The sequence below is a fragment of the Pedobacter frigoris genome (genome assembly GCF_032678645.1).
Taxonomy (GTDB): Bacteria; Bacteroidota; Bacteroidia; order Sphingobacteriales; family Sphingobacteriaceae; genus Pedobacter; species Pedobacter frigoris_A.
On record NZ_JAVTSP010000001.1, the window covers coordinates 925,644 to 949,854 of the forward strand.

Here is a 24,211-nt window from a genome sequence, read left to right on the forward strand (position 1 = left end):
ATCTATAATCTATTTATGAATTAAAATGTTGTCTGTAGTTGAAGCATAAAATTGCGGGCAAACGGGTAATCCAAGCCACGCTCTCTTTTGATGCTGGAGATTCTAAATAAATCGCTGGTAAACAAAGTCACTTTGGTGTTTTGTATACCTAACCGTTTATTAAGCTTATCAGTAAAACGATAATAAAGGGAGGCGTTCTCACCTGCAATGAAGTTGTTTTTCTGCACAAATCTCGAGGTAACATAGGTAGTCGGCGGGTTATTCGTTCCAGCGAAGTTTACTATCGCTTTATATAACGACTGGTCGCCCGGCTTCTGCCAGCGTTGCTCAGAAACCCTCCTATCTACGTTGTACTGGTTTACATTTACTTTCTCTACCCGATCCACAAGTGTCTGGTTGTAATCATCTCCACCGAGATCAAAACGTAAAAAAATATTAAATCCAACGCCTTTAAGCTCCAGATTAGTTCCGAATGTACCATTGATCGTTGATGTTCTGTCACCAATGATAATCTGATCTGCCGGATCATAAATATCAGTAATCGTTCCGTTTCTCTTTCTGAACAATTCATTACCAGATGCCGGATCAATTCCCAGAGAAGGAACTCCCCATATTACATTTTTAGATTGTCCCTCGGCATATCTTGGCAGCGGTACTGAAGATAAAGTGGTATTGGCCCTTTGATTTAAAGCCCTGATGGTAGGCGAGATTTTTTCAATGGTATTGGTCACATGGAAGAGATTCGCAAATACAGACCAATTATTTCTGTTTGCAGGCTTCGCAATGATATTGTACCTCGCATAAATCTCGTATCCTTTATTCACCACATCGCCCATATTGTCATAATATCCAGGAAATCCTGTTGACGGCGCACTGGATATGAAAGCAATACTGCCTTTTGTACGTTCATAAAAATAGTTGGCGTTTAGTGACAAGCGGTCAAATAACGTAGCATCCATACCAAAGTTATGTTTTAGTGTTTCCTGCCATGCCAGTGCTTCATTACCGTATCCCATTAAGTAGGAAGCGATAACGCCGCGGTAATCCCTGTCGGTAAAATACTGACTGGTAGTAACCCCTTTATAGCTTTCAAAGCTCTGTGATCCGGTAGTACCAATAGAATAACGGAACCGCAGCTCATTGATCATGCTATTTTCCTTCAAATAGGATTCGTTGTGCGCATTCCAGCCTGCTCCTAATGACCAGAATGGAGCAAAGCGCTTGTCTGATCCAAATAAAGACGAACCATCAAGCCTGTAAGTGGCGTCAAACAGATACCTGTTATCATAATTATAAGCTACACGGGCCAATGTACCGATGGTACGCGAAAGACTTTCTGTACCGGTAGGTCTCGAATTTGCTGGGTACTGGTTACCTAAAATTAACTGGTTTAGGTCCGGATTGGGAAAGCCTACTACCCTTACACTTTGCGTGTCGAATGAATTTTCAAGTACGTTTAACGTAGCTGATCCGGAAACAGTGTGTTTTCCAAAACTCCGGTTAGCCTCCCCTGTCAAAAACCCTTCTATGCGTTGCGTTTTACCGTATCCTTTTGTGTAGGCTCCTTTTTCAAAGGTAGGTATTGCAGCAAAAGAACTGTGCTGAGCAGGCAGGAATATATCTGATTCATTATTTTGGGAAGTGTAAGAAACCCTGCCTGTCAATCTCAGCCAATCTAAGGCTTGCCACCTGGTTTCAAAATTGTTGCTGACACTCCTGTAAGTCGTCTGATCAACGATATTTAATGATGCATTATATAGCGGATTTACAGGACGACCAACATAACCGTTTAAATTGTCATAAAAATCGGTATAGTTACCGTTCACACGCAGTCCCGTTTCAGGGTTGATCACTTCCTCCAGATAAATCTTCAGGTTTCCATTTTCATCGTAAGGTGTCCAGTATGGATTTAACTGGGCATATTGCCTGAATGATCCGTAAGGTGAATTCTGAGCTTTATTAAAAGTAAGTGTAAGGTCATTCCTAAATTGGAATTTATCGTTCAGTCTGTAAGAAAGAAAGGTGTTTCCAGTTGTAGTTTTCCTGTCGGAACCTTTCATTGCGCCAGTTTTCTGATCGTACGTTAGATTCAACCCATAGGTCACTGCTTCCGCACCGCCTTCTACGTAGATATTGTGCTTTTGTCCTATGCCCGTACGTAAAGGTTTAGCCAGCCAATCTGTATTGACACCACGAGCTACAGCATTGAGTCTGTTTTCCCTAACCAGATCCAAGCCGTTCTGCGTATCATTAAAAGGATTTTTAAATACACCCGATCTATCTTCTAATTCGAATTTTTCACGTGCATTTAACAGATCGTAACCGGTGATGTCAGGATTTTCTACTGACAAACTTGCGTTATAAGTAACCCTCAATTTGCCCTCTACCGGACGCAGCTGCTCGATAACGATAACACCATTTGCTCCTCTGGATCCGTAAATTGCTGTAGCTCCCGCATCTTTAAGTATGGTGACGCTGGCGATCCTGTTCATATCCAGGTCATTAATCCTCTGCAAAGAAGTCTCAAAGCCATCTAATATAAATAAAGGTGCGTTTGGAGAAGCCTGATAGTTAAAGGGATCAGCAGTTGCTTGTTGCCGGGTATCTACAAGTGTATTCCCGCCGCGAAGTACCACATCCGGCAATATGTTTGGATTCGAGCCAAGATTCAGGTTTTCCGGAATCTGAAATGAGGGATCTAACGAAGCCAATGCGGATAGTACATTGTTATTAGAAACCTTCGATAATTCCTCTTTATTAAAAGATCGTGCGGCACCTGTATAAGTAGATTTCGACTGGGAGAAAATCCCTGTTACCACCACTCCCTTTAACGATTGGGCCGACTCAGAGAGTCTGATTTCCAATACCGGCTTGGTAATGGTAATCTCCTGTGTTTCATAGCCGATATAGCTCACCAAAATAACGGAACCAATAGAGGCATTGATCCTGAAATCACCATTCGAATTCGTAAAAACACTGGTAGTCCTGTTTTTAACTTTAATGGTCACGTTGGAAAGTCTGTCCTTAGATTTCCCGTCATAGACAGTTCCCCTGATCACTGTGTCTGCAACAACAACCAGTTTACGGCTTTCCGCAATAGGGTTTCTGCTGATCACGATCATATCCTCTACCTGTTTAAAGGACAAATCTGAATTGGAAAGCAAACGTTTCATCAGCTGCTCTACCGTAATAGAGGCTTCGTCCAGAGTCATAGACCTGATATTTTTTAGATCTGAGGTTCTGTAGAGAAAACGAAAGCTGGTACTGCTTTCTATTTTTTTAATTGCACTTTCAATGCGTTCATTTTTCAATGAAATATTTAGTTTCACTTCATTCATCGCCTGACCTTTTACGCTGGACGCAATAGCCTGCAATGAGATAGCTGCTACTATGCAAATAAGGGAAGTTATGCGCATAATCTGTATTAGTGGTTTGGGTAATTTCCGGAAAATAGAATTCCCGTTTCTTGCTGCTTCTGCAGAAAAATTCATATTTTTAGTTTTTATTGTGATTACTAAACTTAAGCTTGGAATTACATGAAAAAGGCCGTCATTCTTAATGACGCCTCCGGTAAGGCTGTTTTTTTAGTACTCGCAATACTAAATGACAGCCTTACTTTTTAAGTCGAATTTTTCCGGGTGGAGTAGAATCTCTTCATATTAGTTACGGTTTAAAGGTTTAATTGATACTTCTGTACTATCTATATTAAAATTGTGTTTAGCGTTGTTATAATTACAAATTATGGATAGAAAGTGGTCAAGACTTTCATTCGCCCTTAGTGAAGTGGTAAATTTCACATTTTGTAGATCCTCATCAGGCAGGTTGATCTTTACCTGAAAACGGTCTTCAAGCATGTTCTTTGCGTCTTTAAATGAGATGTCATTAAAGACAATACCTTCTTTATTATTCCATGAAAGCTCTTTCTTTGCGTCTATAACTTTTCTGCTGACCATCTCTGCATCTTCAGATACTACCTGCATATTTTTCTTCACATAGGTCATCCAATGAGATTTTAAGTTTTTTACTTCTACCAGTCCCCTGATTACATTCACCTTTACAGTTTTTGATCCGGCTGGCGCCGTAATGTCGAAAGATGTACCCAATACAGTAGTCCTAACACTACCGGTATAAATAATGAAAGGTTTCGCGGGATTATGAGCAATATCGAAGAAAGCCTTTCCTTCCAGTTCCACTTCCCTGCTGTGTTTTTTGTTAAACGCCGAAAGTATGGTCAGCTTACTGCCCTTTTCAAGAATGATCACACTTCCGTCAGACAATTTCATCATGCTGTTCTCCGTTGCAGATGCAACCACTACACTGTCCTTCTCAACAGGATCTGAAACGAGCTTGGTTTCGGGATTGATTTTAACCTCTTTCCCGGATTGAAATTTATAAACAAATAATAAAGCTATAATTACCGCAGCAGCATACGCTGTCCACCTTATAAAAGGATAGCTTCTTTTGACAGGATTTATACCATTCCAGATTTCTTCCTGAACAAGCGCCATCTGCTCTTTTTCAGGAACAAAATCACTGTTCTTTAATTCATTAAGATACCAACCTTCTACAATAGCCTTTTCTTCTTCAGTGCATTTGCCCTCAACATATTTATCAAAAAGATCTTTGGAAAAATCGTGTTTCATCTTATTTTATATCTAAAGCTTGTTTTGCTTTGATACATGTCGGCCAAAATGAACTTTAGTAGTAGATGAAAATGAAATATTTTTAAAAAATATTAAAACAGCTTAAAAAACACCATAAGAAGGATGCTGTAATAATTGGTAAACCGGGGCCTTAGCAACTTTAAAGCATTACTAATCTGCTTCTTAACGGTCTTATCAGAAATATTAAGTGTATCGGCGATTTCTTTATGTGAAAGCTCCTCTTTTCTGCTCATTTCAAATACCTCTTTCATCTTTTGAGGAAGATTCTGAATTTCTTTTTCTATTTCAGCATTGATCTCTTTTTCAATTAAAGCGCGGTCTGTACTCAGGTTACCTGAATACATATAAGCAGATAAAGAATCAAGATGGTCTTGCCTGACTTTTTTACGGCTGATGAAATCGAAAACCTTATACCTTACCGCCGAATATAAATAAGAAGAAATGCTGATGTTTATCTCCAGATCGGCCCTTTTATGTAAGAATGAAATAAAAACTTCCTGTACAATATCTTTGGCTTCATCTTCATCTTTTAATATTTTGCAGGCGGATACGTACAACAACTGCCAGTAACGTTCATAAATCATTTTGAACGCAGATTGATCACCTCCTTTAAATAAAGAAAGAAGAGCAACATCACTGAAGTCATGATTTTCTATCATTGAATATCCCCGCTTAAGGAAGTTTCCCGTCTTCCTTTAAAAATAAAGCATCAAACCTGAGAGGTATTAAGAATCTAAATTACAATTTAGGACACATAATATCAAATAATAGGATTTTAATTCAAGAAATTATCAAGTTTTACAACAATCTTAACCAAGCACTGACAAAGTCTTATTCATCACTCATCACGTACAATGTTCTGCCGGTTATTTTAAAGTGAACTGACCGGGTAAGTTCCATAATCCTCAGTATTTGCGAAAGATTTTTGTTTTTAGAGATAGATCCGCTAAAATTAAGGTCACGTGGCATTTTTTCAGGGTAGATGGCGTCTACATCATACCATCTTGCGATTTTCCGCATGATAGAAGTGATGTGTTCATTGTCAAACAAGAACCTCCCATTTTGCCAGGCTGCTATGACTTCAACGTCCCCTGCGATAACTTCGAAAGTTTTATCGGTCAGTACCGATTCCTCCCCGGGTTTTAGAATCACACTTTTTACCTTTCCTGTACTGGCTAATTTTGAGACCTTCACTATACCTTCAATCAATGTTGTGCGTGTTGATGCTTCATTGGAATAGCTCATTATATTAAAGTGCGTACCCAAAACCTCAACCTCCTGTTTATCAGTTAACACAGAAAATATAACATGCTGATCTTTTGGGTAACTTGCTTTGGACTTAGTAACAGCAAAATAAGCTTCTCCATTCAACTCCACGCTTCTTTTGTTATTGGAATCAAACTTAGATGGGTATTTCAGTGTGGTAAGCGGATTAAGCGAAACTTTAGTCCCATCTGACAAGATAATCTGATAGGTTCCTCCTTTTGGAGTAGTTAAGGTGTGTATGCCCCCTAAAACACCAACTGCCGGACTAACCTGTTTATACTCAATAATGCCATCTCCAACTTTAAAAATCTTCAATCCTGCATCACTGGCGAGCTCTCCGATATCCGCAGTTTCCAGGTCAAGCTCTTTACCATTAGCCAGCGTCAGGACAGCTCTGTTTCTACCCGGCGATATGTCGTTCTCGGCAGTAATATCCTGAGGAATGGCACTGGTCTTACTTTCATTCAGAAATAAATACACCAATACGGAGACGCTCAATAAAACAACAGCGGCAACAGCTCTGTACCATAGCTTATAAGTTTGTCTTGTTACAGGCTGGTCTATCTTCTGATCGATCAGGGCCAGCAATGCCAGCCTTGTTTCAGCTTCATCTCCCATCCGGACTTTATCCCATGTACCATCTCCCTTCAATTCATCAATATATTGATTATACGTCCTCAATTGTTCATCTGAAGCGGTACCGTCAGTTACTCGTTCTATGATTTCTAAAAATGCTTGTTTGTTCATGGTTTGGTTTGGCTAAAGGTATTATATGAAGAAGGCACATAAACACAGACAAACACCTGCCCCACCAACAATAAAACATATAAAATATTGATTATCAGAACAAAAAAATTAACCTAACATAAATAACATTGACAATCTACTTAGTGGCCCTCTTAGTTTCTTAAGCGCCCTGGTGATGTGATCATCTACTGTTTTTTCAGAAATAGAAAGTCTTTCTGCAATTTCTTTATGGCTCAGTTGCTCATTACGGGATAACTTAAAAACTGTCTGACATTTCTCAGGCAATTCTCCGATCAGTTGTTCAATGAGCATTCTCAGTTCTTTTACTTCTAATTCATTTTGCTGAAAGGATGATGCGTCCAGTTGTTTCAACTCATCAAAAAAACTGTCTCTAACTTTGCCATTTCTGATAAAATTGGCAATTTTATACTTAACCGAAGTCCATAAATAGGCCTGTACGTTCGTTCTGATATTTACTTCCTTTCTATGTTCCCAAAGCCATATGAATACGGCCTGGCAAATATCCAGACTGTCGTCTCTGTCTTTTAATATATGAAATGCCGAAGTAAAAAGGAATTTCCAGTGCCTGTTATAGAGTTCATTGAATGCCATCCGGTCATCCTTGCTGATTAATTCCATCAGCCTTTCATCTGTATCATCAGCGGAGCGGTATGTGATCATGCCATAAATTTATCGAATTATTTGAACAAAAAAAGCCCTGCGATCAACTGATCGCAGGGCACTAACTAAACCAACTATTTAAAATCGTATTATAACTTACTGATATCAATGTCAGTAGTCCAATCAGAAGCAAATGTATCTATAGCTATATTACCTGGTCTATAGATAGTTCTATAGCGAATCGGCTTAGAAAAATCTATTCCTGTAATGATTACTTCATTCACAGAACCCGCTGTTGGCGTCACAATTTTAACTCCAGATATATTGGTGTACTCTATTTCCATTCCCACCTGCGCGATATCAGCCAGGGCAAAGTTGATCACAAAATTACCACTCACTTTACTGACCTTAGTGTAAACCCTGTTCAATAATCCCTGTCGATAGCGCTCACCATAGGTTACCGTACTAACTTCACTCTTCACGGAAGCATGACCATTTTTATCATAGGTAAAAATCTCAAATAAGTAGGACGCTTCTGGCAAATTATCCAATACAAATTCATACTTGTCTGAACTACCTTTTGTTAATGTAATTTCTCTCGATTCAGCCTTGCCATTCCAATACGCGATTGATTTAACAGCAGAGTGGTTGGACGGCAATAGCCAGGTTAACTTAACCTTTTGATTGCCAGGAAATGCTTTTAATGAATCCAATCTTGTCGAATAAATAATCTCTCCGTTTTTGACATACTCCGCAATAGGATCATTCATTTTCGAGCAGGATGCAAGCAAAATACAGGTTAATGCTCCAAACAGACTATATTTTATATTTAATTTCTTCATACTTTCTAAAATGATTACTGAATTACTTTTCCCCAAAGTTGCATCTCCATTACCTGAAATGCAGATAATCCGGACCAGCTTTCAAGCGCCTTAATCCTAATATATTTTACTGCAGGTGCAGATGATGGCACATTAAATTCTTCCCCAGCTTTTGCATAGGCCCTATCTTCATTAGTAAGCTGCCCTACAGGCAACTTTGAAGGCTTTACTGACTCATAAGAACCAAGCAATACCCAATCATCCCAATTTCCATCCAATCTAGCAGTACTACTACCCCACAATTCGAATCTCTTTAAATTATAATGATTATACATAATAGCATCGTTAACTGTTCTTGGGAAATACTTGAATCTGCTTAATTTGGCTTTAACACCCAAGTCAAAACTCACCGATAATGGCATCACCTGTGTTGTTGCATCGGCAGAATGAAATCCGTTACCATCATTAAATAAATTGTCCCACATTTTAACCACAGTCCAGCCAGCTGGGCCGTTTTTGATATCATTAGGGAGCGGAAACTCTTTAAACAACGCTCTGTCCAACCTAACTTCCTCAATCGGAGTGATTGTTTTATAAACTGTTTCTGTGATATTGCCAAACTTATCTTTTATAAAAAATCCGAAAACCACAGGCGTAACTGGATAACCTCTGACATTAAAGGCTCCATTCTTTGCTTTGGTATAGAAAGTATTCACCAGGATATCCTTTTCGGCTGCCGTCTTTTTCATTACTGTGATAGATATTTCTGCATTTAACGGATTATCGTATAGGATACCTACTCCACCAAAGTCATCTATAATGTTTAAATTATCAAGTATGGATTTAAGCGGAGGAGTCAGGGGACTTACCTTTATGCTTACCGGTACAGAACTATTTTCTCCATTATCGACCGCATACAACTGCACGTTGTATTCTTTTGCTTCTCCAAAACCGTCTACAATCAAAGAATCATTAGTTTTAGAAGATCTGACTTCTCTCATCACTCCAGGTCTAATCTCATAAACTGCTTTAATGTAAAGTACATCGTTATCTCCTGGGATTTTATAAGTTAGCTTAGCTGTTCCTGGCCTGTTTTGTATCTGGACATTACTTACAGCTCCAGGAGCTTTTCCATCATTTGTTTGTGGTTTAGTAATGCCTAAATCCTCTTTACAGCCAGCCGCGCTAAAGAGCATTATCAAACCAACCATTAAAATTTGTAAGTTTTTCATTTTTAATAATTTAGTGTTTACCATCCTAAGTTTTGAACAAGATTCCTATTAACAAGAATGTTATTTTCTCTAATTGGCCAAAAGTAATTTTTAAGCTGAAAAGTCTGGGTAGCGAGTATTTTATCACGATAATAATTCACGGCCTCACGCTGGTCGGTATCCCATCCTTTAATTGGTCCGTTATAAACATTTGGTGCATCTTTCCATCTTCTCAAATCCCAGTACCTGCTTCCCTCAAAAACGAGTTCTATCATCCGCTCCTGCTTAATGATACTTCTAAGTCCCTCTCTAGTTGTTGGTTTTGAAGGATCAGTTGAAAAATTAGCCCAAGAATCTACCACTCCATTAAGACCGGCTCTTTTTCTTATTTCATCCAAATATTTATAGGTGTCGGCCGATGGGCCGTTTACCTCATTGGCTGATTCCGCATACATCAAATAGAGATCTGCTAACCGCACGGCCGGCCAGGCAAAACGCTGAACAGTAAACTCACTGCTGGCCTCAGTTTGCGTCGCCAGGAAATTTACCAGTTTTTTTGACCAATAGCCGGTACTTGAAAAATTACCAATATTCGTTCTACCTGCAGGTTGACCCAGTTTGCCCTGTATATGCCAAATATCCCCTCCGTCGGCATACTTACCCAATCCGTACCATATACCTCCGTCAAAACCCAAATCAGCGTAAAAACGTGGTTCCCTGTCAAAATTGATTTCAGCAGTTTGATAACCCGGCTTAATGTAATACTTCTCACCCGCAACTCCAGTACGCAAATTATTTTTATTGGCCAAATTCCATGTTTTGTCTTGCGTAATTGGCACGCCATTCTTAGTATAAAATAATTCCACTATCCTTTGAGTGGGAGCCAGACAAGAAAAAACACCCCAGTTATTCCTGATTCTCGCCATTGATCCGGACTGTATTGTCCTGGTATCACTATTAGTTAATCCCCAAATTAATTCACTATTCCAACGCTCGGTAACAGCACCTCCAATAGTTAATATTCTTTTAGTTTCATCGGAAAGCGGCCCAGTTACATTCGTGGGTAGAAACTCAAATAGCTTCACCCCTATATTTTCTGCCAGTTGAATCGCCTCTTTAGATGCATTCAATGCAAGCTCCCATTTTTTAGGATCATAAGTTTGGTTAAAAAGCTGCTCACCATCCTTACCTTTTAAACTCGCAAAGTCGGGGTTACCATTAAATAAAGGGCTTGCTGCCATCAGCAATGTTTTTGCCTTAATGGCCATAGCAATGGTTTTTGTTGCCCTGCCCAATTCCTCCAATGGAAGATCAACTTTTTCTGGCATCAGCAGTGCAGCAGCGTCAAGTGTGCTTACAATGTAAGCAACACAATCATCTACAGACCTCCTGCTTACCCTTACTTCTTCAGGATTTGCGGAAATAGGAATATTTTTATCTATGATTGGAACAGGACCATACATTCTAAGCAGATAAAAATGATAATAAGCATTTAAGAACATGGCTTCTCCTTTCCATTTGTCTTTTTCGTAGGAGTTCATATCCTCTACACCATCTATCCGTTCAATGAATGTGTTGCAATCCCGTATCGCCCTAAATAACGGCTTACCCGACGCTAAACCGTCCCAATAATTTATAAGCGGTTCACTAATGGTTTGTTCTCCTAGTGCAACGTACCAGCCATTAGGGTTTATGATCGCACTGTTGCGTATATTTGGATAAAGCCATGCCTCATCACCAGCCATCATTGCTGGATTCGCTTGAGGATCGCCATCGGCAGGCAAATAAGAATAGCATGTAAATAGCGATTTTTCCGCCTGAATCCTCGAAGAGAAAGCATTTTCTATCGTGGCTATGTTATCTGGTACCACATCCAGGTATTTCTTGCAGGAACTGAATATACTCAGTACCGCCAAACTTGTTAATATGATTGTCTTTTTCATCAGAATCTCTGTTAATTTTCTACTCAGATAAGTTTAAAAGGATGCATTAATACCAAAATTATAAACACGCTGTAGAGGGTAATTAAATGCTGCTCCACCTAATTCTGGTTCCCATAGTCTGAATTTACTGAATGTCAACAGGTTGCTACCCGTTAAATATATACGCATTCTCTTCATGAATACTTTGTTGGCAATTTTACTGTTTAAGGTATATCCAAGCTCAACCTGTTTAAGACGCATCAGTGCCCCATTTCTCATGAACCAAGTACTGCGTTGGCTATTATTGGCAATAACAGTGCTACTTAGTCGTGGCCATAATGCGTAAAGATTACGGTTTTCTTCAGACCAATGGTTATCAGCATATATCTTTAATAATGCTCGTTGGTCATTCACAAATGGGTTTGTCGCAGCATTATCTATCCAAAAGGACGTTCTGCCTATACCGCTGAAGAACGCAGAAAAATCAAAACTCTTATAACCGGAAGAAAATCCAAATCCGTAAACAATTTCAGGACTGGTAGGGAAACCCAGTGCAACCTGGTCAGCAGCGGAAATACGTCCATCACCGTTGACATCACGATATTTGATATCGCCTGGCATGTATGGTCCGAACGTCTGAAGTGGTGAATTATTAATATCCTGTTCGTCTACAAATAAGCGTTCTGCAATATAACCGCGTTGCTGCGAAGTTGGGCTTCCAACAAGACTTCTATATGCTTCCGGATAATCAGGTTCTTCATATATTTCAAATCTGTTGGTGGCATAGGTAAAATTCGCCCTCAAACTAAACCATGCTGAGTTGTTAAAATTCTTGTTGTAATCTACTGAAGCTTCAAACGCTTCTGAACGCATTGCACCCACATTGGCCCTAACCGCGGCAGATAAACCCATGGTTGTTGGGATGAACGATCTGTCCATTAAAATATTTGTGCGGTGATCTCTTGAATAATCAACAACGATATTAAAATCCTTCACTCTCGCATCCATACCAAAATTAATCCTAGCCGATTTTTCCCAGGTAATGTCCTTGTTGTCGAACCGGTTCACTGTATAGCCTGGACGGGAACGATCGAAATTTTGACCGAATACTGCTCCTTTCGACGCATCATTCAACGTAATATCAGACAGGTAAAAAAATCTGTCGGTAGCACTTCCAATTGCATCATTTCCGATCAACCCATAAGTTGCCCTAAATTTTAGACTCGAGACAACTTTACTTATGCCTTTCCAGAATTTTTCATTGGATACATTCCAGGCAACTCCCGCAGAGGGGAAAAACCCAAAACGTTTATCTTCGTAAAAACGCTCTGATCCATTGTAACCAAAATTGAATTCAGCCTGGTACCTGCTGTCGTATCCATAACTGAACCGACCAGACAAACCATTATTTCTAAATGGTAACGATGCCTGAAGAGATCCGGCATTGGCATTCAGGCTATTGCGAAGAATCCCCACTAAAAGACCGCTGATAGCATGTTTGTTCCCGAAAACCTTATCGTAATTCATTGCAAACTCCATATAAGCTTCTGTGGACACCTGTTTTTGACCCTCTGAATAACCGAGTGTTTCACTTCCTAATTCAGGGTTTAAGCGTTGAAGACCGTATACCCCATTGATGATATTTGCATCCGGCAACGAATAGTAAAAAGGGTTATACGCCCTTGAAACATCAAAGTAAGATCTTCTATTGGTACTGGCCATCAATCTTGCGCGCAATCCGTCGGTAACCGCAGACAAATCCTGTTTCAACTCTAATTGTGCCAACATTAGCGAACGGGAATAATCCTTATATCCCCGTACCATATCTGCGTAGGGATTTGTTTTGGTAGATGCAGGGTTAGCGGGATCGATCAACACGTTACCAAAGAGTATATGTTTGGCAAACTTGTTTTCCTGATCCGCTGGATAGTATGGTGCGAATAACACCGGATTGGTATTCATTATTTGATTATAAACTGCACTTCCTCCATTGATTGGACCTGTATAGTCATCAAAGTTACCGTACAATCTGACCGCCATTTTAGTAGTGCTCGTTATGTTCACATCCACATTGGAACGAATCGAAGTAGATTTTAAATCAATGTTAGAATTGAAATTATTCCTCTTGTCTACTTTCAGAATACCATTATCCTGATTTAATGTTCCTGTCACAAAATATGTAGCTACCTTTCCACCACCCCTTATGCTTAAGTTTGCTTTTGAGTTGAACGTCTGATTTTTCAAAAGCATCCCCATCCAGTCTGTAGCCGGATATGCCAGAGGATCCTTCCCCTCTATTGTACCATCTATTTTATTTTGAGAATAAAGTTGGATTCCTAGTGGATTTCTAGTGAGAATCGCCTCGTTGTGCAAACGCATATAAGTAATGGGGTCTGCCAATTGGAGGTTTCTGGTAGGTTCAGACATAGAATGATCATATTGAAAATTGATCTCAGCTTTTCCTTCCGTACCGCTCTTAGTAGTTACCAATATTACACCATTAGCACCTCTGGCACCGTATACTGCTGCAGAGGTGGCATCCTTTAACACGGAAAAGCTTGCGATATCATTTGGCTGTAAACGTGCCAAGTCCGTAGAAGTAAGTTCAAGTCCATCGATTAATATCAAAGGGTCTTTTTTAAAACCAAACGTAGCAGCTCCCCTGATAAAGAAATCTGCATTGTCCTGACCCGGTTCTCCGCTCCTTTGATAAGCAATTACACCGGCGATACGCCCCTGTAATGCTGTGGTCAAGTTACTGGACGGCACTTTCAATTCTCCCGGTTTAATCGTGGTAATTGCTCCTACCACACTCTCCTTTTTCTGAGTCCCGAAAGCGACAACCTGAATTTCATTTAGTGTAGAATTGTCCTCCGATAGCGTAACATCAATTACAGGCTGATTAGCAGGTCTCTCAATGGCAACAAATCCTACCATTTTAAAAATAAGTACTACATTTTGCGGTACTTTAATGGAATAACGACCATTTAAGTCTGTCGTTGTACCAATATTGGTTTTCCCTTTTACATATATAGAAACACCCGGTAATCCTCTCTTCAAACTGTCTACCACCATTCCCTGAATAAGTGTGTCTTGCCTAACGACTGCAAAAGCTTCCTTGTCTTCAACAGCTGGCTTTTGAATTCTCCTTTGCACCGTTACGCCGACCAAGCCTCTCGAAAGATTAAACTTAAGACCAGATTTGGAACTGAGCTCTGTCAGCAATTCAATGATATTTCTCTTTTTTTCCGGAATCGTAATCGCATCAATAGGTTTTAAATCATCTGGACTGTAAGAAAACCGCAAACCCGAAACACGCTCAATCTTATGGAACACCCGAATGATGGATTCATTTTTAAAACCAATAGAATACGTTTTTTCATTTTTGGAAGTATTGGCCTGCGCGGAAGAAACGTTCATAAACGAAGGCCAGATTAAGGCTAAAAAAAATAGAAGAGGGCATAAAACTCCCCTTGGATAAAGTAGTTTTTTTCTTTTCATAAAGATTGGTTTGGTTATTTTTTATTGGATTTTACAATTGGTTTAAAAATGACTTTATGGTCGACTAAAGTCCAGCTTACATGGTTAATGTAGCTTATGGTATTTAATATAGAGGTTAATGAGCTGTTTGAATAGTCGCCGGTAATCCGCTTAAAATTGCATTCACACATGCTTAAATCAATTTCAATACCATGGAATAGCTCAAGCTTACTGACAATACTGTTCATATCAGTATTGTCAAAGTGAAGCTTGTGATCTGCGAGAGCTGATATCTCTTCCTTATCGACAGATTTCTTACTTACGCTTAACGTTTTCTGATCTACTTCCACCGACATTCCAGGTTCAAGGAATTGCATATCTGTCTTGTTTGGTTCCTGCACTTTAACTTTACCTTCTACCAACAGTACCGATGAAATTTTGCTGTTTGCAAAGTCGCGAACATAAAATGATGTTCCAATTGCTGTGGTGGTGGTAAACTTACTATAGGCAATAAACGGTTTTTGTTTATTGTGGAATATCTTCAGATACACCTGGCCATAAACCGCAACTTTTCGGTCCTTTTCATTAAAATCATTAGAAACGATCAATTTACTTCTTGGAAATAAGATTGCTTCAGTACCATCAGCGAGTTTGATTACCTTTCTCGCGTTTCCATCAGTGTCAAATTGTTTACCGTCTATTTTTTCGAAAGAATAAGTGATCGCTGATGGTTTAGCTAATGGCCATAAAAAGTATCCGGCTATTAATATAAGCGAGGCTGCAATACCCATTTTCACAATTCTCCTAAAACTGTGCAATTTAATCGGCTGCTGTTGAGACTCCAGATTCTTGGCGCTTTCAAATAATTGTTTGAAAAGCTCAAGTTTAGTATTTATAACTTCCTCAGGTAATTCACCTGTCAATAGCGCCACGTATTTGCGTGCATCTTCAAATACCCTGGCGTCTTCAGGAGTATCAGGAACATAATTTTCCCATTTGTTCGCCGCTGCGGATTTATCGTCTAAACAATAATTAATAAAGTCTGCATCAGACAACAACTCTTCTAAGTTGAGTTTAGATTTATTCATTAAATCAGTTTGTTGGTTTCGATATATAGTGTGGATTCATGGCTATTTCTACCTGAAATATTTAAGAATATTTCTCAACACACTGAAAATCAGAAAGAAAAAATTATTTTTTCAGCAGAAAAACTAAAATGTACATTGGAATTTTAAGTTCTTTACGCAAGAACTTTATGGCTTGATGGATATTATTATAGACTGTTTGGGTAACCAGGCCTGTCTTTTCTGAGATTTCATCATAGTCCATATTTTCATAAAACTTTAGCATGATCAACTGCTTTTGTCTGCTAGTCAACTTGTTTATTGCTTTGAAAATCTCCGATTTGATTTCTTCTTCTAACTGCAATTCCACAATATAATCCAATATGGATTGTTCGTATTGCGCTACATCCTGATATATTTGCCTGGATTCAATTGCTTTACTTTTATTGATGTTCCTGCGTAAATAGGTAAAAAGGTAGCTCTTGACATTGATTACCTGTTTCAAAGACACCCTGTTTTCCCAAAGCTCCAGGAACATTTGATTGATCGCATCCTCTACATTTTCCTTTTCCCTGCAAGAAATAAATCCATAATTAAAAAGCGGGTTATATAGTGTTTTATACAGTGAAAAAAGTGATTGTTCTTTTCCTTCTCTCAGTCCCTGCCATAATAACTGCAAATTCTCAAAATCACTGTTCATACTTTTACAAATTCTCCTCACCTAAACATGTATAGTTTTACTACACAATTTATCGGTGAAAGGTAGCATACTTTGGGCGAAAAATCAAATCGTAAAAGAATCCATCATCTTCATTGATAGGATTGCGTCTTTTGCCGAACATGGGTTCTCATCTCCTCCAAGAAAATAATTTGTGACTTTTTCAATCATCGGCTGCTCCACATGTGCGATCGGATCAAAGACAAATTCCTTAAGGCTACCTTCTGTTGCCAAAGTAACTTTATTACCAAATACCTGAAAAGTTATTTTTCCCTTGCTGCCAACAATCTCAAACAGATCGGTTTTATTTGATGGAGACACGGTAAAACACCAGGTACCGTTAAAAACTACTCCCTTACTGAACAAGGCCCGACCAACCACGATGTCATCGGCATTACCCGTTCCCCGCTGATTTAAAGAAAGACCTGAAAAGGATTTGGGTTCACCGAAGAAATAAACCATCAGGTCCAGCTGATGCGGGGCAAGGTCGTGGAACAATCCTCCTCCTGAGATCGAAGGGTTCAGACGCCAGGAAGTTTCTGATGTCGCGATCACGTCTGAGGCAATAGGTTGTAACATTTGAAGTTGTGCAAAACGCACATCACCAATTGCCTTTTCACGAAGTAAATCTTTAATTTTTAAAAACATAGGTTGCGCACGTCTGTAATGGGCAATACACAACTTAACACCATATTCTTCAGATGCGACTTTCATTCTTTCTGCCGCAGCAGCATTTAAAGCCATCGGCTTCTCCACGTAAACTGGCTTACCCGCAGCAAGTGCCTTTATAGTATATTCTTCATGCTGAAGCGGAGGTGTGGCAATATAAATTGCATTCACTTCAGGATCATTGATCAGCAGATCTGCATCGTCATACCATTTTGGCACTCCATGTCTGATGGCATAATCTTCTGCTTTAAGCGCATCTCTCCTCATTACCGCCACCAGCGAGGAATGATTAACCTTGTTAAAAGCCGGTCCGCTTTTAACCTCTGTAACATCCCCGCAGCCTATAATACCCCAGTTTATTTCGTTCATATTTCCCTGAAATTAATCTCAAAATGACAATCTTATAGACGCTAAAATTAATGAATTAAATCATACAGAAATACCGTCATTAATATTTGTCGCTTTAAACAATGAGGATTTTATATATATTAGTGGGATCAACCAACATAACCACACAATGAAACTATTTTATGCTTCAGCAATTGCCATCACTTTATTTTTCAATAGTGCGACTTCTTTTGCACAATCTAAAAGCCTGTTTAACGGCAAAGACTTGAAAGGCTGGCACGCTGATGTTCCGGAAATGGATAAAAATCCCAATGCGAGAAATCCATTTATCGTAAGGAATGGATTATTGGTCAGTCTTGGTACTCCTGGTGGTCACCTGATCACAGATGCGGTCTACAAAAACTATAGGATAGAAGTTCAGTACAGGTTTGCTGCAAAACCGGGAAACTGCGGCGTATTGGTCCATGCTTCAAAATCAAGGGCACTGTATGATATGTTCCCTCAATCTATTGAAGTACAGATGCAGCATACAATGGCCGGCGATTTCTGGTGCATAGAGGAAGACATTACTGTAACTGATATGGAAACGCGCAGAGGCCCTAAAGAAAAATGGGGTGTCAATGGAGATAAATTACGCAGGATCAAAAGACTATCCAAAGACGTAGAGAAACCAGTTGGTGAATGGAACAAGATGGTCATTGAATGTGTGGGCGATCAGGTGAAGGTTTGGGTGAACGACGTTTTTACTAATCACGGTACAAATTGCACCGCTCAAAGTGGAAATATCGCATTACAGGCTGAAGGCTCTGAAGTGGAATTCAGAAAAGTAGAACTTACACCTATCCGTAAGTTAAGTAAAGATTAAGTCTCAGGAATTCATGATGGCATAAACGTCATTCATATAAATGGCTTCGCTTATCGCTGCTTTGAATTCTTCAAATTCTTCATAGGAAAATGCAAAGCTAATGTCGTCGTTTGGAGTATGGAGTATAATCCGTTCCTCGTTGTCTGGAAATGGCAGACTATTTTTATGGAAAGGTGTATTTTCCAATACATCCTTAAAAGTAACAAAGGCCTCCTGAGTAAAATTAAGTACCAGGTTGTTATGCCAAATATAGAAAACCTGGCAACCGATACAACTGCTGATTACGGTAGCTCCTTTTGTGCTCAATACTCTCGTTTTACACATAAATTATGGTTTTAATTTTAGTTCTTGTTTAATCATCACTGGATTAGCTATTCTTTTAAAAGGCATTATTTCTGCTTGTATGCGGCTGATTCCAAAAATAACCTGCTTCTTTCCATTGGCCAGGGCCAACGTATTGTTTATGATCTGTTCCATCTCATTTCCGATCTCACTATCGGAAACGCTGATATCCGCGGGTAAGCCTTCGAAATAATCTCCTGCTCCCTGAGCATTCCTGATCAGAAAATTAGTGATGTACAACGTGTGATGGTCTATCCTGATACCAAACGAACCTACAGGTTTGCCGTAAGTCCTGGAACCGATTAACATCGTATTAAAATACGGCCTCAAACTATTGATCAATAATTCGCTCGCAGAGGCAGTGCCTCCATTCACTAAGAAGTAAATAGTATTTAAAGTATTCAGCTTGCCTTTTTTCTCGAACAGGAATGTGTTCCCTTTTACGGAAAAATCAATATCAGCATAGGTGGCTTTTCTTCCGTTTACATATACCTGCTTATTATTTTCATCCAGATAAGGCTGATTTTTCAGGATACCTGCCTTTCCCTGTTGCAATTCAGCATTAAAATGTTCACTGTACATGACTTTACCGTTCATAGCTGTATTTGCGATAAGATCAGCGAGATACTGAGCAGTTTCAACATAGCCGCCGCTATTGCCGCGTAAGTCTATGATTAAACCCATAATTTCCTTACCGGCAAAATCAGAAAATATAGCATCAAGCTCTGCTTTCAGGCCTTTCAAATGCCTGAACTGTTTAAGGCTTAAGCAGGCATTTGTCCCGACTACCAATGCCGAGGGCACCGACTCGTCCGGAACTGCGTTTGTTGCAGCGATTTTTCCCACATCTCCGGAGGCCACCTCTATATATGAGTATTTTGCCAAACCAGGAAGCGTAGTATGTTCATAAGGCAACTTAGTCAGGGGATTCGGGGCATACCTGCTCAGCTCAAATACTTCTTTTTTGAAATTTAATAAGTCTGATGCCAATCCATTGTATTTTCTGGGATTAAAATCCGCATAATTGGGCAATGCCGCATTCCAGACATAGGTATGTTTGGCATATAAGAAAATAGAATCCAGTGTAAACTGCGTGCGGTTACCGGTTGTCGGTGATTCCGGCGCTTCCTTCTCTGGTGCAGACTTCTTACAGGCAGCAATACTGCTGACCCACATCGCAAACAGCAAGTAAAGAACAAAATAAATTAGGGATGATTTTGTTCGCATAAAACCTATTTGGTTTTTATATCAGTACTTCCCGATTTGGCCACAAAATATCGGAAGCTGAGGAAGCCTTTTTCGGATGCTGCCGTGATTTTACCAACATCATCCTTATACATATTGATGTACTGGAATTTTACGTACCTGCCATCATTTAATTTAATGATAAATGTTCTGTTTGGATCTATATCCAAATGCGTAAATTCTCCCAATTCATCATATAGTTCTTTAGCCCAATATCCTGATGCCTGAGCATAAGGCACCTCACTATACATGTAAGCAAGAACACCTGTTGATAAAGGGGCTGCGAAATTCAGTTCTCCGGCATTAACGGTACTCACATCATCAAATTTTTTGAGTATGCCACTAACCCGCACATCTGAACCATTGCCAGTCCATGGAGAATTTGCCACACTTCCTGCATTGGTATTGAAGGGAGAATTGAACCCTCTGAAAACAATATGCCATTCTTTACTTGTGGCTTTATCGGCTGTTAGGAATTTATTTTCATCAAAACTATAATAGTCTAGTTTGAGACTATTTTTCCTGGTCATGTCGATGGGATATTTGCTCACCTCCACTACCCCGTTACGGTACTTTTTAATGTGATCGGACAACTGGACAAACTCAGGTCCCAGGTCTGGTTCCGGTTCAGCAGCTTTATCTTTTTTACAGGCAGTGAAACTGCCGATGGTCAGCAGGAGCAATAATGTAGTAGCTTTTAAATTCATTTTATCTCTAATTTATAACGTAAAAGGTTATAGAGACCGTCCGAAAGGTCATATCTCCGGACAGTCTCTGTTAGTTTATTTTAAAGTAGTTTGTACTCAAAAGTCAGGTAACTGAAGTTGTTAGGGTATGGTGTACCTGTTGGGGTATCATTGTTGTACACGCTTTTGATGTGTACCGCATAGGTATCTCCATCTGTATCTCTAACCAAAATCGTTACATCGGTAGTCGCAATAACCTGGTGGTTAGCGAAATAGTAGTTCCAATATCCTTTTATAGTATGACCACTTGCAGCAGCATAATAATCGGCAGGAGCTGACAATGGTGATGTCCAGATCGTACGGTTATGTCCAAAGGTTGTGGTAACCGCAGTACCTGCTGTCCAGGCACTGGAAGCCGACCTTGCACTTGCAGTTGCAAAATCCTCGTTCAGGAATTTAATGGAAACGCCACTATTTTTATTGATATCTGCGTTACCTGTTCCTGAAAAGGAAATATCCCAATCAACTGAAGGCGGGGTAGTAGAACTGGTTCCCGGTATGTTGTCATTCAAACCAAAATCAAAGTAATAGAAACCATTCGCCGCATGTGGATTTGAAGGATTGTATACGCTCTGTGCAACATAATAGTTTTTAACAGTATATACACCGCTTAAATTTAGCTCAACTGTACCTGATGTCACGCTGGTTAAAGAAACAGGTGAACCTCCGGCGCCAGGTGAAAGTGCCTTGGCTGATTTTAATTTCAACTCTGGAGCAGCGACATCGCTGCTTTCTTTTTTACAAGAAGTCAACACAGAACTGGCAGCTACCAGCGCCATTAGACCAAACATGGTTATTTTTTTACTAAATTTGCTGCCTGATAGCAGAGGGGTGCTTGGGCGTACTACGCCTGATAGGTAATTGTTCATCTTAAAAGAATGATTTTTATGATTAAATGATTATTAATTAAAAGCGATACCTACTGATATCACAGGCCATATAGTTGGGGTAGTCAGTTCTCGGAAAATTGATTACCCTGCCTCATGGCAATCCGGCTTCTGCAAAGCCTGCCTCAGACCCGGGCCCTGGGTCCAAAATATCTTATCTTGTTTTTAATACTCTGCTGTTTGGGCTTTCCTGTACGTAATATTTGAAATTGTAAAACGGCGCTTCGTATTCGTACTTGTCGGTCACCGTTTTTGGATTCGTACGGTAAAGGTTCATCAGCTGAAATTTCACATACTTTCCATTTTTCAAACGAAACACAACCGTACGATCGTAAGGGTGAAGGATATGGTCTGTCAACCTGTACCTGCCCCAGCCGTCTACTGTCGTAAAATCATCCATCTCAATTTCCAGAGATGTGCGTACCATTTCCTGGTTCAGGGCTTCATCAAGTTGGTCAAAAGTGGTTCTATAGACCCTCAGTTTGCCCTGATCTCCTGTCGCCCCTTCCCTGTTTGGCACAATGTAGGCGGTATAGATGTCATAGAACTTAATGTCCCAAGCAGCTCCAGCACCAGCCTGGGCCTCTGTCACATTGTACCTTTTTTCGAAGTTGAACAGAAAAGGTTTAAATCCTTCCGCGCCTTCAGCCGCATTCCCGGGGATGCCGGGCCAGTCCACCACATAAACTACCTTAAATTTCTCGTCATAATACATATAACCTTTGCCCTGTCTGATTTCAGAATTGGCTTTTTCATATACCAGCTTACCATTGGCATCCTTGTATGGAACTACCTTGCTATAGCTATATGAAGTGTCTTTTACCTTAACTGCTCGTGCGGGAACCCAATTGGTACCAACCATTTTTGCGGTGTCAGGCTGTTCCTGCCCCGGACTTTCCGGATCACTTTTAGAACAGGAAAGTAATACTGTACTAAACAAAAATGCCAACATTAATGTCTTAAATAGTTTCATTTCTCTTACTTGTTTATTTTGGTAAAATCTTTTGATCCATCTTTTAAAATGGTGTATTTCAAGGTGATGTAGGGCGCTTCAGAAGCTAGTGTTGGACTTACCGGACTACCTTTATAAAAACTATAAATGATGATCTTTGCGTAATTGCCCTTTGCTGTTTTAATGATGATTGGCCGGGGTAGGTTGTATACTATATGTGCTCTTTCTTTATCCCCCGGGAACATGGCTCCGTAGAAATCATAAAAAGCATAACCTGCGCCACTGCCCAGAAAATAATCCAGTGTCAGAAAACCTCTGGACAACAACTGATTATCATTCACCATTACTGTTTTCAGGTTATCATAGGCCTCATCCATCAGTGTTTTGGCTATTGGTACCTGGCGCGGTTGCTGTTTATCCTCATCGTAGTATTTGGCCTCAACTGCGGCATCTTTGACGAGGTAAAGGCCACCCCGGGCCGGACTTCCATATCCCGGACCTTTATTGCCGTTCTCAAAAATTACTTCACCGTGGTTAGCCCATACACTGCTGTTATAGATGCCCGTAAACGCAATGTCCCATTTATCTGTATTGGCATATTCCGCAGGTACCGCACGACCGTCTTCCAGACTGTAGTATACAGGTTTAAAATTACCGTCACCTGAACCCATCTTAGCGTCGGTATCTCCTTTAAGGGTACGGGTATATTCTCCGCTTGCCGTAACGGTGATCGCTGGCAATGCCGGTAATTCTTTTTTCGGAAGCTCATCATTTTTGCTGCAGCCTGTAAACAGGGCAGCAAACAAAATGATGAGGAGAGACGAGTATTTTTTCATAGCTTTTATTTAGAATGATTTTAAATAATAGCAAATATGGCAACAATCATCTATAGTAGAGCACAAAATCTCTTACCATTTCGGGATTAAATATTACGTTTTCGGGATTTATTATTTAAATACGCTCCTGCTTTAAACCAGCGATTCTATTTCGTGTTCAGATTGCCTGAACCATCTTCCTGCAGGAAAAACCTGAATGTAAAATAGGGCGCAGGCCAATTCAGGTCGCTGACGGTCGCCGGAGCTCCTTTATACATACTCACCATTTCCAGCTTGGCATATTTACCTTCTGCTGTTCTGATCACAAAAGTTCTGTTCTTTATCGGCACAGCAATATGGGTTTTCAAATCGTAGAAGAACCACCCCACTCCATTTCCCGCATCCCAGCCAAAACCGGGAATCTGTTTGTTTTCAAATTCTGCTGCTGAAGGGGCCTGTGTAACCTGATTATAGGGCTTCTCTACAATTACTACAGCTCCTACTCCATTACCTCCGTAGCCCGGGGTTCCTTGTTTTGTGCCATTATTTGCGACAACCAGTGAATTGTATTCTTTTGTAAATGCAATATCCCATTCCGTAGTCAGCTTTTTAGCCGGGTCTACCTTAGTCCTTGTTTTCAGACTAAAATAAAAGGGTTCAAATTCTTTACCACTGGCTACCGTGTTACCCACATCTCCGGGCAGATCTTTAATAACCGTACTTTTGGTATCTTCCAGTTCGGGTTTGATTTCCTCTTTGGTGCAGGATGTAAATAATACTGCTGCAACCAACAATGACAACGATAGATAAGTAATTTTTTTCATAGGT

At 39.9% G+C, this 24,211-nt stretch carries 20 protein-coding genes; 1 reads left to right on the forward strand and 19 read right to left on the reverse strand.

Annotated features, from left to right (window positions below; all coding sequences use genetic code 11):
- Positions 1-20: 20 nt before the first annotated feature.
- From R2Q78_RS04120 to R2Q78_RS04175, 12 genes are all read right to left on the reverse strand, one after another.
- Positions 21-3,491, reverse strand: coding sequence for a SusC/RagA family TonB-linked outer membrane protein (locus tag R2Q78_RS04120; protein WP_316789132.1), 3,471 nt, complete (start codon positions 3,489-3,491; stop codon positions 21-23).
- 168 nt (positions 3,492-3,659) lie between these two features.
- On the reverse strand, positions 3,660-4,643 hold the full coding sequence (locus R2Q78_RS04125) for a FecR family protein (protein WP_316789133.1): 984 nt from the start codon (positions 4,641-4,643) through the stop codon (positions 3,660-3,662).
- Between the two features lie 92 nt (positions 4,644-4,735).
- Positions 4,736-5,323: an RNA polymerase sigma-70 factor gene (locus tag R2Q78_RS04130; RefSeq protein WP_316789135.1), complete on the reverse strand. Its 588-nt coding sequence runs from the start codon at positions 5,321-5,323 to the stop codon at positions 4,736-4,738.
- A gap of 172 nt (positions 5,324-5,495) precedes the next feature.
- Positions 5,496-6,677 carry a FecR family protein gene (locus R2Q78_RS04135; protein WP_316789137.1) on the reverse strand — a complete coding sequence of 394 codons (1,182 nt, stop codon included), beginning with the start codon at positions 6,675-6,677 and terminating at the stop codon, positions 5,496-5,498.
- Between the two features lie 108 nt (positions 6,678-6,785).
- The gene (locus R2Q78_RS04140; protein WP_316789139.1) at positions 6,786-7,358 is read right to left on the reverse strand and encodes an RNA polymerase sigma-70 factor; all 573 of its coding nucleotides are present in this window, start codon (positions 7,356-7,358) and stop codon (positions 6,786-6,788) included.
- An 89-nt stretch (positions 7,359-7,447) separates the two neighbouring features.
- Positions 7,448-8,140: a DUF4998 domain-containing protein gene (locus R2Q78_RS04145; protein ID WP_316789141.1), complete on the reverse strand. Its 693-nt coding sequence runs from the start codon at positions 8,138-8,140 to the stop codon at positions 7,448-7,450.
- Positions 8,141-8,154: 14 nt separating this feature from the next.
- Positions 8,155-9,351 carry a DUF5000 domain-containing lipoprotein gene (locus R2Q78_RS04150; RefSeq protein WP_316789143.1) on the reverse strand — a complete coding sequence of 399 codons (1,197 nt, stop codon included), beginning with the start codon at positions 9,349-9,351 and terminating at the stop codon, positions 8,155-8,157.
- A 17-nt stretch (positions 9,352-9,368) separates the two neighbouring features.
- Positions 9,369-11,273 carry a RagB/SusD family nutrient uptake outer membrane protein gene (locus R2Q78_RS04155; protein WP_316789144.1) on the reverse strand — a complete coding sequence of 635 codons (1,905 nt, stop codon included), beginning with the start codon at positions 11,271-11,273 and terminating at the stop codon, positions 9,369-9,371.
- A gap of 33 nt (positions 11,274-11,306) precedes the next feature.
- Positions 11,307-14,672 carry a TonB-dependent receptor gene (locus R2Q78_RS04160; RefSeq protein WP_316789145.1) on the reverse strand — a complete coding sequence of 1,122 codons (3,366 nt, stop codon included), beginning with the start codon at positions 14,670-14,672 and terminating at the stop codon, positions 11,307-11,309.
- 95 nt (positions 14,673-14,767) lie between these two features.
- Complete coding sequence (locus tag R2Q78_RS04165) at positions 14,768-15,820, reverse strand: FecR family protein (protein WP_316789147.1); 1,053 nt, start codon at positions 15,818-15,820, stop codon at positions 14,768-14,770.
- Between the two features lie 103 nt (positions 15,821-15,923).
- Positions 15,924-16,496 (reverse strand): sigma-70 family RNA polymerase sigma factor, encoded by a 573-nt coding sequence (locus R2Q78_RS04170; RefSeq protein WP_316789148.1) that lies wholly within the window; start codon positions 16,494-16,496, stop codon positions 15,924-15,926.
- A gap of 84 nt (positions 16,497-16,580) precedes the next feature.
- Complete coding sequence (locus tag R2Q78_RS04175; protein WP_316789150.1) at positions 16,581-17,552, reverse strand: Gfo/Idh/MocA family oxidoreductase; 972 nt, start codon at positions 17,550-17,552, stop codon at positions 16,581-16,583.
- 148 nt (positions 17,553-17,700) lie between these two features.
- Between R2Q78_RS04175 and R2Q78_RS04180 the strand changes: the two genes are divergently transcribed.
- Complete coding sequence (locus tag R2Q78_RS04180; RefSeq protein WP_316789151.1) at positions 17,701-18,396, forward strand: DUF1080 domain-containing protein; 696 nt, start codon at positions 17,701-17,703, stop codon at positions 18,394-18,396.
- A 3-nt stretch (positions 18,397-18,399) separates the two neighbouring features.
- Here R2Q78_RS04180 and R2Q78_RS04185 read toward each other — a convergent pair whose 3' ends face one another.
- The 7 genes from R2Q78_RS04185 to R2Q78_RS04215 all read right to left on the reverse strand — a co-directional run bounded on the left by R2Q78_RS04185 (position 18,400) and on the right by R2Q78_RS04215 (position 24,207).
- The gene (locus tag R2Q78_RS04185; protein WP_316789153.1) at positions 18,400-18,720 is read right to left on the reverse strand and encodes a DUF6686 family protein; all 321 of its coding nucleotides are present in this window, start codon (positions 18,718-18,720) and stop codon (positions 18,400-18,402) included.
- Between the two features lie 3 nt (positions 18,721-18,723).
- Positions 18,724-19,965 carry a S41 family peptidase gene (locus tag R2Q78_RS04190; protein ID WP_316789155.1) on the reverse strand — a complete coding sequence of 414 codons (1,242 nt, stop codon included), beginning with the start codon at positions 19,963-19,965 and terminating at the stop codon, positions 18,724-18,726.
- Between the two features lie 5 nt (positions 19,966-19,970).
- Entirely contained in the window at positions 19,971-20,690 is a 720-nt protein-coding gene (locus R2Q78_RS04195) for an HmuY family protein (RefSeq protein WP_316789156.1), read from the reverse strand.
- Positions 20,691-20,770: 80 nt separating this feature from the next.
- Positions 20,771-21,598 carry an HmuY family protein gene (locus tag R2Q78_RS04200; RefSeq protein ID WP_316789158.1) on the reverse strand — a complete coding sequence of 276 codons (828 nt, stop codon included), beginning with the start codon at positions 21,596-21,598 and terminating at the stop codon, positions 20,771-20,773.
- A 172-nt stretch (positions 21,599-21,770) separates the two neighbouring features.
- Positions 21,771-22,589 carry a hypothetical protein gene (locus R2Q78_RS04205; protein ID WP_316789160.1) on the reverse strand — a complete coding sequence of 273 codons (819 nt, stop codon included), beginning with the start codon at positions 22,587-22,589 and terminating at the stop codon, positions 21,771-21,773.
- A 5-nt stretch (positions 22,590-22,594) separates the two neighbouring features.
- The gene (locus R2Q78_RS04210; protein WP_316789162.1) at positions 22,595-23,404 is read right to left on the reverse strand and encodes an HmuY family protein; all 810 of its coding nucleotides are present in this window, start codon (positions 23,402-23,404) and stop codon (positions 22,595-22,597) included.
- 146 nt (positions 23,405-23,550) lie between these two features.
- A complete protein-coding gene (locus R2Q78_RS04215; protein WP_316789164.1) occupies positions 23,551-24,207 on the reverse strand; it encodes an HmuY family protein in 657 nt (218 codons plus the stop codon).
- Between the last annotated feature and the right edge of the window lie 4 nt (positions 24,208-24,211).

Coding starts and splice junctions, on each gene's coding strand:
- R2Q78_RS04160 (WP_316789145.1), bottom strand. CDS start 14,672: ATGAACGTTTCTTCCGCGCAGGCCAATACTTCCAAAAATGAAAAAACG.
- R2Q78_RS04175 (WP_316789150.1), bottom strand. CDS start 17,552: ATGAACGAAATAAACTGGGGTATTATAGGCTGCGGGGATGTTACAGAG.
- R2Q78_RS04130 (WP_316789135.1), bottom strand. CDS start 5,323: ATGATAGAAAATCATGACTTCAGTGATGTTGCTCTTCTTTCTTTATTT.
- R2Q78_RS04185 (WP_316789153.1), bottom strand. CDS start 18,720: ATGTGTAAAACGAGAGTATTGAGCACAAAAGGAGCTACCGTAATCAGC.
- R2Q78_RS04150 (WP_316789143.1), bottom strand. CDS start 9,351: ATGAAAAACTTACAAATTTTAATGGTTGGTTTGATAATGCTCTTTAGC.
- R2Q78_RS04165 (WP_316789147.1), bottom strand. CDS start 15,820: ATGAATAAATCTAAACTCAACTTAGAAGAGTTGTTGTCTGATGCAGAC.
- R2Q78_RS04195 (WP_316789156.1), bottom strand. CDS start 20,690: ATGAATTTAAAAGCTACTACATTATTGCTCCTGCTGACCATCGGCAGT.
- R2Q78_RS04205 (WP_316789160.1), bottom strand. CDS start 22,589: ATGAAACTATTTAAGACATTAATGTTGGCATTTTTGTTTAGTACAGTA.
- R2Q78_RS04120 (WP_316789132.1), bottom strand. CDS start 3,491: ATGAATTTTTCTGCAGAAGCAGCAAGAAACGGGAATTCTATTTTCCGG.
- R2Q78_RS04155 (WP_316789144.1), bottom strand. CDS start 11,273: ATGAAAAAGACAATCATATTAACAAGTTTGGCGGTACTGAGTATATTC.
- R2Q78_RS04145 (WP_316789141.1), bottom strand. CDS start 8,140: ATGAAGAAATTAAATATAAAATATAGTCTGTTTGGAGCATTAACCTGT.
- R2Q78_RS04200 (WP_316789158.1), bottom strand. CDS start 21,598: ATGAACAATTACCTATCAGGCGTAGTACGCCCAAGCACCCCTCTGCTA.
- R2Q78_RS04215 (WP_316789164.1), bottom strand. CDS start 24,207: ATGAAAAAAATTACTTATCTATCGTTGTCATTGTTGGTTGCAGCAGTA.
- R2Q78_RS04180 (WP_316789151.1), top strand. CDS start 17,701: ATGAAACTATTTTATGCTTCAGCAATTGCCATCACTTTATTTTTCAAT.
- R2Q78_RS04210 (WP_316789162.1), bottom strand. CDS start 23,404: ATGAAAAAATACTCGTCTCTCCTCATCATTTTGTTTGCTGCCCTGTTT.
- R2Q78_RS04125 (WP_316789133.1), bottom strand. CDS start 4,643: ATGAAACACGATTTTTCCAAAGATCTTTTTGATAAATATGTTGAGGGC.
- R2Q78_RS04135 (WP_316789137.1), bottom strand. CDS start 6,677: ATGAACAAACAAGCATTTTTAGAAATCATAGAACGAGTAACTGACGGT.
- R2Q78_RS04140 (WP_316789139.1), bottom strand. CDS start 7,358: ATGATCACATACCGCTCCGCTGATGATACAGATGAAAGGCTGATGGAA.
- R2Q78_RS04190 (WP_316789155.1), bottom strand. CDS start 19,965: ATGCGAACAAAATCATCCCTAATTTATTTTGTTCTTTACTTGCTGTTT.
- R2Q78_RS04170 (WP_316789148.1), bottom strand. CDS start 16,496: ATGAACAGTGATTTTGAGAATTTGCAGTTATTATGGCAGGGACTGAGA.